At 70.4% G+C, this 13,388-nt stretch carries 13 protein-coding genes; 9 read left to right on the forward strand and 4 right to left on the reverse strand.

Annotation, left to right across the window (positions count from 1 at the left end; translation table 11 throughout):
* Positions 1 to 53 precede the first annotated feature (53 nt).
* The 3 genes from AMK10_RS16215 to AMK10_RS16225 all read right to left on the reverse strand — a co-directional run bounded on the left by AMK10_RS16215 (position 54) and on the right by AMK10_RS16225 (position 3,442).
* Positions 54 to 1,502 carry a sialidase family protein gene (locus AMK10_RS16215; RefSeq protein WP_073748492.1) on the reverse strand — a complete coding sequence of 483 codons (1,449 nt, stop codon included), beginning with the start codon at positions 1,500 to 1,502 and terminating at the stop codon, positions 54 to 56.
* A gap of 71 nt (positions 1,503 to 1,573) precedes the next feature.
* Positions 1,574 to 2,551, reverse strand: coding sequence for an acetylxylan esterase (locus AMK10_RS16220; protein WP_073748493.1), 978 nt, complete (start codon positions 2,549 to 2,551; stop codon positions 1,574 to 1,576).
* A gap of 159 nt (positions 2,552 to 2,710) precedes the next feature.
* Positions 2,711 to 3,442: a FadR/GntR family transcriptional regulator gene (locus tag AMK10_RS16225; RefSeq protein WP_073748494.1), complete on the reverse strand. Its 732-nt coding sequence runs from the start codon at positions 3,440 to 3,442 to the stop codon at positions 2,711 to 2,713.
* A gap of 170 nt (positions 3,443 to 3,612) precedes the next feature.
* Here AMK10_RS16225 and AMK10_RS16230 point away from each other — a divergent pair, with 170 nt between their 5' ends.
* The 5 genes from AMK10_RS16230 to AMK10_RS16250 all read left to right on the forward strand — a co-directional run bounded on the left by AMK10_RS16230 (position 3,613) and on the right by AMK10_RS16250 (position 10,183).
* The gene (locus AMK10_RS16230) at positions 3,613 to 5,208 is read left to right on the forward strand and encodes an ABC transporter substrate-binding protein (RefSeq protein WP_073748495.1); all 1,596 of its coding nucleotides are present in this window, start codon (positions 3,613 to 3,615) and stop codon (positions 5,206 to 5,208) included.
* Positions 5,209 to 5,318: 110 nt separating this feature from the next.
* On the forward strand, positions 5,319 to 6,269 hold the full coding sequence (locus AMK10_RS16235) for an ABC transporter permease (RefSeq protein WP_073748496.1): 951 nt from the start codon (positions 5,319 to 5,321) through the stop codon (positions 6,267 to 6,269).
* 1 nt (position 6,270) lies between these two features.
* The gene (locus AMK10_RS16240; RefSeq protein ID WP_073748497.1) at positions 6,271 to 8,244 is read left to right on the forward strand and encodes a dipeptide/oligopeptide/nickel ABC transporter permease/ATP-binding protein; all 1,974 of its coding nucleotides are present in this window, start codon (positions 6,271 to 6,273) and stop codon (positions 8,242 to 8,244) included.
* Positions 8,241 to 9,251: an oligopeptide/dipeptide ABC transporter ATP-binding protein gene (locus AMK10_RS16245; protein ID WP_073748498.1), complete on the forward strand. Its 1,011-nt coding sequence runs from the start codon at positions 8,241 to 8,243 to the stop codon at positions 9,249 to 9,251. Before AMK10_RS16240 ends, AMK10_RS16245 begins: the two co-directional genes overlap by 4 nt.
* On the forward strand, positions 9,248 to 10,183 hold the full coding sequence (locus AMK10_RS16250) for a dihydrodipicolinate synthase family protein (protein WP_073748499.1): 936 nt from the start codon (positions 9,248 to 9,250) through the stop codon (positions 10,181 to 10,183). The genes AMK10_RS16245 and AMK10_RS16250 overlap by 4 nt, the downstream gene beginning before the upstream one ends.
* Before the next feature lie 73 nt (positions 10,184 to 10,256).
* On the opposite strand, the gene AMK10_RS16255 is transcribed toward AMK10_RS16250, so the two are convergent.
* On the reverse strand, positions 10,257 to 11,069 hold the full coding sequence (locus AMK10_RS16255; RefSeq protein WP_079180721.1) for a chaplin: 813 nt from the start codon (positions 11,067 to 11,069) through the stop codon (positions 10,257 to 10,259).
* A gap of 280 nt (positions 11,070 to 11,349) precedes the next feature.
* On the opposite strand from AMK10_RS16255, the gene AMK10_RS16260 reads away from it, so the two are divergent.
* The 4 genes from AMK10_RS16260 (at position 11,350) to AMK10_RS16275 (ending at position 13,277) form a co-directional block, all read left to right on the forward strand.
* Positions 11,350 to 11,754 carry a rodlin gene (locus AMK10_RS16260; protein ID WP_073748501.1) on the forward strand — a complete coding sequence of 135 codons (405 nt, stop codon included), beginning with the start codon at positions 11,350 to 11,352 and terminating at the stop codon, positions 11,752 to 11,754.
* A gap of 264 nt (positions 11,755 to 12,018) precedes the next feature.
* A complete protein-coding gene (locus AMK10_RS16265; RefSeq protein ID WP_274535350.1) occupies positions 12,019 to 12,210 on the forward strand; it encodes a chaplin in 192 nt (63 codons plus the stop codon).
* A gap of 173 nt (positions 12,211 to 12,383) precedes the next feature.
* Positions 12,384 to 12,683: a hypothetical protein gene (locus AMK10_RS16270; RefSeq protein WP_073748503.1), complete on the forward strand. Its 300-nt coding sequence runs from the start codon at positions 12,384 to 12,386 to the stop codon at positions 12,681 to 12,683.
* 183 nt (positions 12,684 to 12,866) lie between these two features.
* Positions 12,867 to 13,277 (forward strand): rodlin, encoded by a 411-nt coding sequence (locus AMK10_RS16275; RefSeq protein WP_073748504.1) that lies wholly within the window; start codon positions 12,867 to 12,869, stop codon positions 13,275 to 13,277.
* The last annotated feature ends 111 nt before the right edge of the window (positions 13,278 to 13,388 follow it).

The following is a 13,388-nucleotide window of genomic DNA, read 5'->3' on the forward strand; positions in this document are numbered from 1 at the left end:
TCGCAGCCGGCCGGGTGCGGACGGGTGAACAACACCACCGTCGGGACAGGGCGTTACGGGGTGACGGTCACCGTCCGGCTGCCCGAGGCCTGCTTGCCGTCGGCCTTGTAGGTCGCGGTGAGCTTGACGTCCCCGGAGGCGCCCGCCGGGATTGTGACCGGGACCTTGATGTTGGCGCCCTCACCCGGCCTCGTCGCCGGGAACGCCACCTGCTTCGTCGTCCAGCCACCGGGCACCGTCAGGTCCAGCGTTCCCGCACTCCGGGTCACGTCCATCCGGTTGACGACCCGGACCGTGACCTCGGTGGTGGTCCCCGCCTTCAGCGTGGCCGGCGGAGTGATGGTGATGTCCGCACAGGTGCCGCCGAGCCACTTCAGGTCGAAGGAGGAGTACGTGATGGCGTCGACGCCCCCGCGCTCGTACAGCAGCCCGAGGCGGCCGTCGGGCAGCCGCGTCAGCGTCGAGTACGCGGCGCTCCCGGCGTTGACGACCTTCCGGATCGGCCAGGTCTTCCCGTTGTCGCAGGACATCTTCACGGTGAGGTTGGTCCGCGAGGATGTGCTCTCGGTGTTGCTGAACAGCAGCCATGAGGACTGCGGGTCGGAGGCGGCGGCGTCCGGGGCGTAGCGGATGACCGAGCCGTTGTTCGCCGGGTCGGGCAGGTTGGTGTCCTGCGTGAACGGCGTGTAGTTGACGCCGCCGTCCGTGGAGTAGGCGATCGTGCGGTAGGGCGCGGAACGGTTGTTGAGCATGATGCGGCCGTCGTTCAGCTCGACGGTCTTGTTCTCGTCGCCGCCCGGTCCGACCGGGTTGCCCATCTTCCAGGTGGCCCCGTGGTCGTCGCTGTAGGCGCTGACCGCGTAGTTGGCCCCGTTGTTGCGGATGGCGTACTGCTGGATCAGCCGCCCCTTGTACGTGCCGTTGCGCAGCTGGATGCCCTGGCCCGAGGCGGCGAACATCCCGGCCCAGGCGGGGTTCTTGATCTGGCCGGTGATCCTGCGGTGGGTCCAGGTCAGCCCGTCGTCGTCGGAGTAGCTGTAGTCGGCCTGGAGGACGTCCGGGTCGCTCTCGTCGTTGCCGGTGGCCGAGCCGAAGAAGCCCTGGTTCACGGAGGCCGCGTAGAAGACGAAGATGCGGCCGGTGGTGGTGTCCGTGAGCAGGCTCGGGTCGCCGAAGCCCTTGGGGGCGGCTTCCTTGCGGACGACCTGCTGCGCCTGCCAGGTCGCCCCGCCGTCGGTGCTGCGCCGCAGGACGATCCCGAGGTTGCCGGGCAGGTCGCCGAGCGTGGGACGGGAGTCGTAGGCGGCGAGCAGGGTGCCCTTGACGGAGGTGGTCAGCGCGGGGATGCGGTAGTACGGGGACCCGACGCCCGCCGTCGCTATGTCCTGCGAGGTCAGTTCACCGGCGGCGGCCGTGACGGTGGGGGCGCCCTGGGCGGTGCCGGCTGCTGTGGCCACCATGACGGCGGCGGACAGCAGGGCGAGGGTGACTCTGCGCTGCATGAGCGGTCTCTCTTCTCGTGAGGGGGAGAGCTGCGGAGATGGAGCGGAGCGCGGCGCGGTCGGCCGACGCGTCAGGGGGTGAACAGCTCGCGCACCCAGGCCAGTTGCTCCGCCCGGTGGTACGCGGTGCCGCCTTCGTGCCCGTTGAACTCGTAGACGCGCAGCTCCTTGGGGCCGGCGTAACGGTTGTAGGCGGTGAAGCAGGTGGAGGGAGGGCAGATCTCGTCCCTCATCGCGATGGAGAACAGCGCGGGCGCGGTCGCCCGGGTGGCGTGGTGGGCCGCGTCGAAGTAGGACAGGGTGCGGAACACCCCTTCGGCGCGGTCGCGGTGGAGGCTGAGGTAGGCGGCGATCTCGGTGTACGGCGGCAGTCCGGCGATCCGCGCGCCCCGGGCGATGTTGCACAGGAACGGCACGTCGGGCATCACCCCGGCCAGTCCCGGCACGAGCCCGGCCACGGCGAGCGCGATGCCGCCGCCCTGGCTCACCCCGGTCACCACGACTCGGGCGGGATCGACCTCGGGGTGCTCGCGCATCGCCTCGACGCAGCGCACCGCGTCGGTGAACACCCGCCGGTAGTAGTACGTCTCGGGGCTCTCGATGCCCCGCGTCAGGAAGCCCGGCACCACCCCGGCCGCTCCCGGATCGGTGTCCGCCGTGACGCCGCCCGCCGCCGACCACCCCTGGCCCCGGGTGTCCATGACCAGGTGCGCGTATCCGGCGCAGGCCCACATCAGCTCCTCGTGGGCGAGGCCCCTGCCGCGCCCGTAGCCGAGGAACTCCACGACACAGCCGAGCGGTTCGGTGGCGCCCGCCGGCATGTGCAGCCAGCCGCGCACCGGGCGTCCGCCGTATCCCGGAACGCTCACGTCGTACGTACGGATGTGGGGCAGCCCGCAGTCGATCTCCTTGTACCGGGGCTTGTCCGCGGCGCCGTCGTGCGGGGCTTCGCCCAGGGTGCCGGACCAGAAGGCGTCGAACCCGCCGGGGAGCGGGAGATCGGGCCGGTAGGCGAGGCATTCGTCGAGCGGGAGATCGGCCGACGGCATGGCTGTGCCCTCCAGGGGTACGGGACGTTACTGGACAGCAGACGTCAGATGTCCTGCTGGCAGAGTGGACCCTAGGGAGCCCCGCGGCCGGACGTCAAGGGCGTGCCGGAGGCCGCGGCCCCCGCCCCGGGGGCGGGGCGGGAGGCGGGGCCTGTGCGGTCAGGCCCGGCCCGCCCCGCGCGACCTGGCCTCGGCGATCCGTCGCCGGACGGGGGCGTAGTGCTCGTCGAGCGCCTTCAGGAACGCGGTGACGTCGCCGGCCCTGGCGGCGTCCACGATGCTCTGGTGGGCGGCGACCGTGGCCGTCTCGTCGGCGTGCGTGAACCCGTCGAGGTGCGGCGCGACGATCGTGTAGACGTCCCAGAAGGCCATCGAGAGCTGGCCGATCAGGTCGTTGCCCAGCGGTGCCACGAGCAGGGCGTGGAACGCGCGGTCCGCGGCGACGAAGCCGTGCCCCTCGCCCGCGCCGGTGGTGCGCATGGTCGCGACGAGGCGCTCCAGGCCGTCGAGCTGCTCCGCGCCGAGCGAGGAGATGATCCGCTCGGCCATGCCCCGCTCGAAGAGCTCGCGCACGTCGACGAGATCGGCCATCACCTGGAAGTCGTCGTCGGGGGAGAGCAGCCCCCGGAAGGTCAGGCTCTCCACCAGCGCGGACAGGCTCAGCCGGCCGACGTACGTCCCGTGGCCGTGGCGTACCTCGACGATGTCGAGGGCGGCGAGGATCTTGACGGCCTCCCGGACGCTGGAACGGCTGGCCCCGAGCGCCTCGCACAGGGCGGGCTCCGTCGGGAGCGGGTCCCCGGGGCGCAGCCGCTCGTCGAGGATGTAGCGCTTGATGCCCTCGACCACTTCCTGCCGCAGCAGGGTGCGACCGGGTCGTGTGCCGGACATAGGTGAACTCCCCACCTCTTGACCCCTCTCGATTGTCAAGCTACGTTCCCACGCTATCAAGGCATCAGACATCTGACGTCTGATGCTCGATCGGTTCAGTGGCATCACGACAGCCCTCGAAAACGGTCGTTTTCCACTCATTCCCAGCCCTACATGTCCTTGGAGGACCCGTGCCCGAGCTGAGGCCAGCCGGCGTCGAGCGCCGCACCTTCCTGCGTTACACCAGCGCCATCGGCGCGGCCGCAGCCATCACGGCGGGCCTCTCCGCTTGTGGCGGACCCTCCTCGACCGCCGACGGCGCGACGGGCAAGGGTGACGGCGGCGGCACCATCGAGGCCGGTCTGTCGTACCCGCTGTCGACCGGCTTCGACCCGATGATCACCTCCGGTGCCACGCCCTACGCGGCCAACATGCACATCTTCGAGGGCCTGGTCGATCTCGACCCCGCCACCCTCGTGGCGCGTCCCGCACTCGCCACCGAGATGCCGAAGAAGATCAACGCCACCACCTACCGGGCGACCCTCCGCGAGGGCGCCACCTTCCACGACGGTTCGCCCGTCACCGCCGAGGACGTCGTCTTCAGCTTCGAACGCATCCTGGATCCGAAGAACTCCTCGCTGATGGCCCAGTTCGTGCCGTTCATCGACACGATCACCGCCGTCGACGCGAGGACGGTCGAGTTCAAGCTCAAGTACGCCTTCGCCCTCTTCCCCTCCCGCATCGCCGTCGCCCGCATCGTGCCGAAGAAGACCGTCGAGGCCGACGTCAAGGGATTCGACGCGAAGCCCGTCGGCTCCGGGCCCTACGCCTTCGTCGAGGCCACGCGCGAGGACAAGATCGTCTTCAAGAAGTACGCGGACTACAACGGCCCCCACCCGGCCAAGGCCGAGAAGATGATCTGGCGCCTGATGTCGGACCAGTCGGCCCGGGTCAGCGCCATGGAGTCCGGCCGGGTCCAGGCCATCGAGGACGTCCCGTACATCGACGTCAAGCGGCTGTCGGCCACGACGAGGACCGAGTCCGTGCAGTCCTTCGGGCTCCTCTTCCTGATGTTCGACACCACCGACAAGCGGTTCGCCGACAAGCGGGTCCGCCAGGCCCTGCACTACGCGCTGGACACCGAGAAGATCATCTCCACCGCGATGGTCGGCAACGCCGCCGCCGCGACCGGATACGTCCCCTCGACCCACCCCGACTACCACAAGGCCGCCACCGTCTACACCCACGACGTGGCCAAGGCCAAGAAGCTGCTGTCCGAAGCGGGCGTGGGCAAGCTCAAGTTCACCGTCCTGACCACCGACACCGGATGGGTCAAGGACATCGCCCCGCTGCTCAAGGAGAGCTGGGCCGCCGCGGGCATCGAGGCCACCCTGAACATCGCCCAGTCCCCGGCCCAGTGGGCCAAGGTCGACGCCGGCGACTTCGAGGTCATGGTCGCGCCCGGAGACCCCTCGGTCTTCGGCAACGACGTGGACCTCCTGATGCGGTGGTTCTACTACGGCTTCTGGCCGGAGAAGCGCTACGGCTGGTCGGGCACCGCCGAGTACAAGCAGGTCAAGCAGCTCCTCGACAAGGCCGCGCAGGCCGCCGACGAGGGGGCACGCAAGCAGCTCTGGGGGCAGATCACCGACATCGTCGCCGAAGAGGCCGCGCTCTACCCGATCCTCCACCGCAAGCTGCCCACCGCCTGGAACGAGAAGGCGCTGCCCGGCTTCGAGCCCCTGCCCACCACCGGCCTGTCCTTCGTGGACGTCGGCCGCGCCTGACGACCACCCCCGTGCGGGGCCACCCGCTCCGAGGGGCCCCGCACACCGGTCCGGGCCGCCCTCCCCGGCGGCCCGGACCCGCCGTCCGCCCGATCGCAAGGAACCCGACGATGGTTGCTTTTCTCCGGCTCGCGCTGCGCCGCGTCGCGATGATGCCGGTGATGATCCTCGGCATCGCGCTGCTCGTCTTCGTGGTGCTGCAGTTCTCGCCGGTCGACCCGGCCTTCAACGCGCTCGGGGAGAGCGCCACACCCGAGGCCCGCGCGGCCTTCGCCGAGGCCAACGGACTCAACGACCCGCTGCCCGTCCGCTACGTCGACTTCCTCGGCCAACTCCTCCACTTCGACCTCGGCATGACCGTCCCGCCCAGCCAGCCCGTGATCGACCGGATCACCGCCGCCTTCCCGCTCACCCTCCAGCTGACCTTCCTGGGGCTGCTCCTCGCGGTCGTCCTCGCCGTCGTCGGCGGAGTCCTGGGCGCCGTGTACCGCGACCGCTGGCCCGACCAGCTCTTCCGCATCCTGTCCATGGCCGGGGTCGCCATCCCGTCCTTCTGGCTCGGCGTGCTGCTCATCCAGCAGTTCGCACTGAACACCCGGATCTTCCCGACCGGCGGATACACCAACCCCGCCGACTCGTTCGGCGGCTGGCTCACCACCATGGTCCTGCCGGCCGTCTCTCTCGCGGTGCCCGTCGCCGCCTCGCTCGCCCGGCTCGTCCGCACCTCCATGGTCGCGGAGCTCGACCGCGACTACGTCCGCACCGCACAGGGCAACGGCCTCCCGGTCCTCCTGGTGATCCGCTCGGTCCTGCGCAACGCGCTCGTCACCCCGCTCACCGTGCTCGGGGTCAAGGTCGGCTACCTGCTCAGCGGAGCCGTCGTCATCGAAGCGATCTTCGACCTGCCCGGCATGGGCAAGCTCATCCTCGAAGGTGTCACCGGCGGCGACGTCGCCCTGGTCCAGGGCACCGTACTGACCATCGCCATCGCCTTCCTGGTGGTCAACGTCATCGTCGACCTGCTCTATCTGCTGGTCAACCCGCGCATCAGGACGGTGTGACATGTTCGCCACGGGCCGTCTGGCCACCAAACTCTCCCGACCGGGCATCGCCTTCCGCGCCCTCCCGGTCACCTCCCGCGCCGCCCTCGGCGTCCTCGTCGTCGTCGTGCTCGGCGCCGTACTCGCCCCTCTGCTCACCCAGGACCCCCTGACCACGGGCACCCCCGTCCAGGCCCCGGGCGCCGAGCACTGGTTCGGCACCGACCGCGCGGGACGCGACGTCTTCGCCCGGGTGGTGCACGGCTCGCGCTACTCGCTGGTCATCGGCCTCGGCGCGACCGCCGTCGCCCTGATCGCCGGGTCCGTGCTCGGCGCGCTCGCCGCCACCTCGCGCAAGCTCGGCGACGAGTCGGTGATGCGCACCCTCGACATCGTCATGTCCTTCCCGCCGATCGCGCTCGCGGCCGTGCTCGTCGCCGTCTTCGGCACCAGCATCCCGGTGATCATCTTCACCATCGCCTTCGTCTACACCCCCTCCCTCGCCCGCGTCGTGCGCGCCAACGTCCTCGCCCAGTACGGGGAGGACTACGTCGCCGCCGAGAAGGTCATCGGTGCCGGGCGCGGCTACATCGTGCTCCGCCACGTCGCCGTCAACTGCATGGCCCCGGTCATGGTCTTCGCGACGGTCATGGTCGCCGAGGCCATCATCTTCGAGGCCAGCCTCTCCTTCATCGGAGCCGGCGTGCAGGACCCCGACCCCAGCTGGGGCAGCGTCCTCGCCTACGGGCGGCAGATCCTCCTCGCGGGCGGCTGGTGGGCCACCTTCTTCCCCGGCCTCGCCCTGCTGGTCACCGTCCTCGCGCTGAACATCCTCTCCGAGGGCCTCACCGACGCCTCCGCCGCGCCCGCAAGCGCCCGCGCCGCCGCCGGGCCCGCGTCCACCACGGCGCCGGACCCGGTCGAGGCCGCCTCCACCGTGGACATCGACGCCGCCCTCACCAGGCTCGCCCGGCACATCGAATCCACCGGGCCCACGCTCACCCCCGTACCGCAGGACGCCGGAGAACTCCTCGTCGTACGCGACCTGGCCATCCGCTTCCCCGACCGCTACGGCGACATACCCGTCGTCGACAGGCTGAACTTCACCGTCCACGAGGGCGAGACGCTCGGTCTGGTCGGCGAGTCCGGGTGCGGCAAGTCCATCACCAGCCTCGCCGTCATGGGACTCCTCGCCCGCAACGCCGAGGTCAGCGGCGAGATCCTCTACCAGGGCCGGGACCTGCTGAAGCTCCCGCCCAAGGAACGCCGCGCTCTGATGGGCCCCGAGATCGCGATGGTCTACCAGGACGCGCTCTCCTCCCTCAACCCGTCCGTGCTCGTCGGCACCCAGCTCAAGCAGCTGACCTCGCGCGGCGGGACGAAGACACCGGCCGAACTCCTCGAACTCGTCGGCCTCTCACCGGAACGCACCCTGCGCAGCTACCCGCACGAGCTCTCCGGCGGCCAGCGCCAGCGCGTCCTGATCGCCATGGCCCTCTCCCGCAGCCCCCGCCTCCTGATCGCCGACGAACCGACCACGGCCCTCGACGTCACCGTCCAGGCCCAGGTCGTCGAACTGCTCATCAGGCTGCGCGACGAACTCGGCTTCGCCATGGTCCTGGTCTCCCACGACCTCGCGCTCGTCGGCGACCTCTCCCACCGGGTCGCCGTGATGTACGCGGGCCGGCTGGCCGAGGTCGGCGACACCCGCTCCGTCCTCACGGACCCCGCCCACCACTACAGCAGGGGCCTGCTCGGGTCCGTCGTCTCCCTCGAGGCGGGAGCCGACCGGCTCCACCAGATCCGCGGAGTCGTTCCGGCACCCCAGGGGTTCGGCGCGGGATGCCGCTTCGCGGGGCGCTGCGCGGCAGCGAGCGACCTCTGCCGCGACACGGCGCCGGCACTCACCGGGCGCGGTACCACGCAGGACCACGGCTTCGCCTGCCACCACCCGGCCGGGGCCACCGCACAGCAGCTGGAAGGGAGCATCCTGTGATCAGGCTCGACAACGTCCACGTACGCCACAAGGCACGCAGTGGGGGACACTTCGGCCGCGACGCCGTCCACGCGCTCACCGGCGCCACGCTGGAGGTCGAACGCGGCGAGATCGTGGGCCTGGTGGGGGAGTCCGGCTGCGGCAAGTCCACCCTCGCCCGGGTGCTGACCGGACTGCAGAAGCCCACCGAGGGCGAGGTCCGCTTCCACGGCCGGGACCTCTGGAAGATGTCCGCGGCCGAGCGGCGCAACGACTTCGGATCGGCCGTGGGCGTGGTCTTCCAGGACCCGTCCACCGCCCTCAACCCCCGCCTCCCGGTCCGTCAGATCCTGCGCGACCCGCTGGACGTGCACCGGCGCGGCACCAGGGAGGCCCGCGAGGCACGCGTCGAGGAACTCCTCGATCTGGTCGGCCTGCCCGGCCACACCCTCGCCGCGCTGCCCGGACAGCTCTCCGGCGGCCAGCGACAGCGCGTCGCCATCGCCCGCGCCCTGGCCCTCGAACCCGAGCTGATCGTCGCCGACGAACCGACCTCGGCGCTCGACGTCTCCGTACGCGCCCAGGTCCTCAACCTCCTCGTCGACCTGCGCGAACGCCTGGGACTCGGCATGGTGTTCATCTCGCACGACATCCAGACCGTGCGCTACCTCGCCGACCGCATCGCCGTCCTCTACCTCGGCCGCGTCGTCGAGGAGGGCCGTGCCGCCGAGGTGGCCGGGGCCCCGAGGCACCCCTACACCGAGGCACTGCTCTCCGCCACGCCCAGCCTGCTGGAGACGACCGACCGCATCGTGCTCACCGGGCCGGTGCCGTCCGCCACCAACCCGCCGCCCGGCTGCCCGTTCACCACCCGCTGCTGGAAGGCCGACGACGCGTGCGCCACGGCCTTCCCCGCCGAGAGCTCCGGCCCCGGCGGCCACCGCTGGCACTGCGTCCATCCCCAGCCCGCCATGTCTTTCCCGTCCGGGGACCCGACCACCGCACCATCCGCGAGGAGCACCGCATGACCACCTCCACCCTCTCCTGCTCCGGAGTGATCCCGCCCGTCGTCACCCCGCTCACCGAGGACGGCGAACTGGACGCTGCCTCCCTGGAGCGGGTCGTCGGCCACCTCATCGACGGGGGAGTGAGCGGACTCTTCGCCCTCGGCAGCTCGGGCGAGACCGCCTACCTCACGCCGTCGCGGCAGGACGAGGTCATCAAGGTGATCACCTCGACGGCCGCCGGGCAGGTCCCGGTCCTCGTCGGGGCCATCGAGACCACCACCGACAGGGCCGTCGAAAGGGCCCGCGCCGCGACCGGACTCGGCGCGGACGCGGTCGTCGCCACCGCGCCGTTCTACACCCGCACCCACGCCTCGGAGATCGACCGGCACTTCCGGGACATCGCCGCCGCCGTGGACCTGCCACTCCTGGCGTACGACGTGCCGGTGTGCGTCCACAGCAAGCTGGACCCGGAGCTGCTGCTCCCGCTCGCCGCGGACGGTGTGCTGGCCGGGGTGAAGGACTCCAGCGGCGACGACGGATCGTTCCGCAGGCTCGCCATCGCGGCGCGGGCTCTCCCCGGCTTCTCGGTCCTGACCGGCCATGAACTGGTGGTCGACGCGATGATGCTGAGCGGGGCCGACGGTTCGGTCCCCGGCCTGGGCAATGTGGACCCGCACGGCTATGTGCGCCTGCACGAGGCAGCCGTACGCGGGGACTGGGCCGCAGCCTCGGCCGAACAGGACCGCCTGGTGGCGCTGTTCGACATCGTCTCGGCCGCACGCCCCGGCACCGCCTCGGCGACGGCCGCGGGGCTGGGCGCCTTCAAGACGGCCCTGATGCTGCGCGGCGTCATCGCGACCAACGTGATGAGCCCGCCCATGCGCAGGCTCGACGCCGCCGAGACCGCCGAGATCGCCGCATGCCTGGACCGGGCGGGCCTGTCCCGCGTCTGATACCGCCGTCCGGCACACGGAAGGGCCGTCCCGCGGCATCCACGCCGCGGGACGGCCTTTTGTCCGTACGGAACTAGTTGCGCGAACCGCGGGTGCGGCGCATCAGCACCGCGCCACCCAGCAGCAGCCCCGCGCTCGCGCCGGCGGCCAGACCCATGCCACCGGCACCCGTCTCGGCCAGCTGCGTGCCGGGCGTGTTCGGACCGGGGTTGCCGGCCGGCGGCTCGTCCACGGGAGGCTTCGAGGTCGGCGGGGTCACCGTCGGCGGCTCCTCGGTGGGGGGCTCCTCGGTCGGGGGTGTGACCGTCGGCGGCTCCTCGGTCGGGGGCTCCACCGGCGGCTCCACCGGCGGCTCCACGGGCGGCTCCACCGGCGGGTGGCCGTGGTCGTAACCACTGTCGTTGACACAGGAGTTGCCGAACGCCGGGTTCAGCGCACCGACGACGTCGATGCTGTTGCCGCAGGCGTTCACGGGGACGTCGACCGGCACCTGGGCGAGGTTGCCGGAGAGGACACCGGGGGAGCCGACGGCCGCGCCGTCCGCGTGGGCGCCGGAGCCGTTGTGGCCGTGCCCGCCACCGTGGGCGCCGCCGTTCTCGTCGCCGTACCCGCCACCGTGGCCCTCGCCGTGGCCTTCGTGCGAGCTGACGTTCGCGCAGGAGTTCCCGAAGGCCGGGTTCAGGAGGGCGATCACATTGACGGTGTTGCCGCAGAGGTTGACCGGGACGTGCACCGGTACCTGCACCGCGTTGCCCGAGCCGACGCCCGGCGAGTTCGCGGCGACACCGTCGGCCGAGGAATCGGCGTGCGCGTAGCCGCCGGCGGCGGACAGGATGCCCGACGCCGCTGCCATGACGATCATGCTTTTATTCAGAACCTGTCGCATTACATGCCCTTCTCCGGGAATTCGCGCTGGGCGGGGCCCCTGATGGAACTCATTCCACCGACGCGGACGAATCCGTAACGAGCCGGGGTGTGCGCGGGAAACTTGAAGGTTCGTGGAAATTATGTAACCACCCGAAAGGGTCACGCACGCGTGTTCGTGTGTCGCCGGCCGCCTGTTCCGGCATTCGGGTGAACGCGCGCCGAGGGGGGCAACCAAACGGCCGTAGCCGAGTTGATCAGTGCGCTCCGCCGCGGGGCAATCGGTACGAGAAGGGTTCATCGTGATCAAGAAGGTTCTGGCCACCGGCGCCGTCGCCGCCTCCATCCTCGGTCTCTCGGCGACGAGCGCCATGGCGATCGGTGACGACACCGGCACCACGTCGATCAACGGCAACGGCGCCGAGTCGGAGTTCGGCAACAGCTCGACCAAGGGTGACCAGAGCCCGCAGCTCAGCCTGGTCCAGGGCTCGCTGAACAAGCCCTGCATCGCCCTGCCCGTCAAGGCCAACGCCGGTGCGCTCGTCGGCCTCCTCGCCGCCGTCGCGGTCCAGGACGTCAACGTCCTGTCCAACCCGCAGAACCAGCAGTGCACCGACAACTCCGTCCAGGCCAAGGGTGACGAGCCGCTGTCGCACATCCTGTCGGACATCCCGGTCCTCTCGGGCAACGGCGCCGGCAACAGCTGACCCTGGCTGCCAGGACCGGTCCGGGCCGCCGACACTCCTCCATCGCGCGGCCCGGGCCTGCACCATTCGGGCGGATTTCAGAGAAACCCGTCCCATAGCGTTTCGTCATCGCTCGTCAATCGTTACGGATTACAGCTCGGGAGTCACGGGCGAATTCACTGAATCGCTCGTGCGGCACGAAAGACGTGTCCGCTCAGGACTCCGCTGCAGAAAGGGACCAAAGTGAAGTACACCAAGGCCGCCGCCGTCGCCGCCGGAACCCTCATGGCGCTGGGTGCCGCCGCCCCGGCCATGGCCGACTCCGGCGCCGAGGCCGTTGCCGCCCACTCCCCGGGTGTCCTGTCCGGCAATGTCGTTCAGGTTCCGGTCCACATCCCGGTGAACGTCTGCGGCAACACCATCAACGTCATCGGTCTGCTGAACCCGGCGTTCGGCAACGTCTGCATCAACGACTGACGTTCTTCCTGTCGAGCCGACGGTTCGTCATGAGAGGGCCCTGGAGCGCACGTCCTGCTCCAGGGCCTTTTCGCTGCTTCCGTGCAGATCCCGTGTGCGCAGTTTCCCTCTGTGCCGCTTGATCGTTGTCCCGTACAAAGGCGGCGGACGCCGCCGAGGAAGGGAATTGAGAAGTGAAGTACGCGAAAGCCTTCGCCGTCGTGGCGGGTTCCGTCGCCGCCCTCGGAGCGACCGCTCCCGCCCACGCCGCCACTCCCACCGCTCCGAGCATCAGCCTCACCGGCGGGATGAACGAGCTGACCTCCACCGTGCCGCAGGTCCCCGACCGGGTGGTGAACCCCGTGGTGGACGCGGTGGGCCAGACCGCCGGCGCGGTGCGGGAGGACGGCACGGTCAGCAGGTCGGCGGACGCGGTGGCCGAGGTGGCCGACTCGGCGGCCCCGCTCCTGGGCGGGCTCCCGCTGGGCGGCTGATCCGCTGCGGAGCACCGGTTCCACATCGGGGGCGCTCATTTCCCCGGGCATTCGTTGCCGTACCGCTCGATACCGCCGGAACGGTAAATCGTTCGAGTGAAACGGCGCAACCGAAACCCGTGCGCGGAGTTGATCAGAATGCTCCGGACAGGCGGGCAACAGAAAAACCAGAAGGGCACGTTCATGATGAAGAAGATTCTGGCGTCGGCGGCAGTCGCCGCCTCCGTCGCCGGTGTTTCCGCCGCCGCGGCTCCCTCGGCCATGGCGGTCGGCAACGACCACGGCACGACCACGAGCAACGGCAACGGCGCCGAACAGTACTACGGCAACAGCAGCACGCACGGCGACATGAGCCCGCAGATCGGTCTCATCCAGGGCTCGTTCAACAAGCCCTGCATCGCGCTGCCCGCGAAGGCCAACGTCGGCTCGCTCCTCGGGCTCGTCCCGATCTCGGTCCAGGACATCAACGTCCTGTCCTCCCCGCAGAACCAGCAGTGCACCGAGAACTCCACCCAGGCCAAGGGTGACGAGGCACTGTCGCACATCCTGAACGACATCCCGATCCTCTCGGCCAACGGCGCGGGCAACAACTGACAGCGCGCGAATCCGGCATCCCTGGGCCCATCCCCGGCCAGGGCGCACCGTTTCCCGCCTCGTCGTAGTCCGTGAGGACATGTGGGGCCAGTCCGTCCATGAGGCGACCGA

This window comes from Streptomyces sp. CB02058 (assembly GCF_001905505.1).
GTDB lineage: Bacteria > Actinomycetota > Actinomycetes > Streptomycetales > Streptomycetaceae > Streptomyces.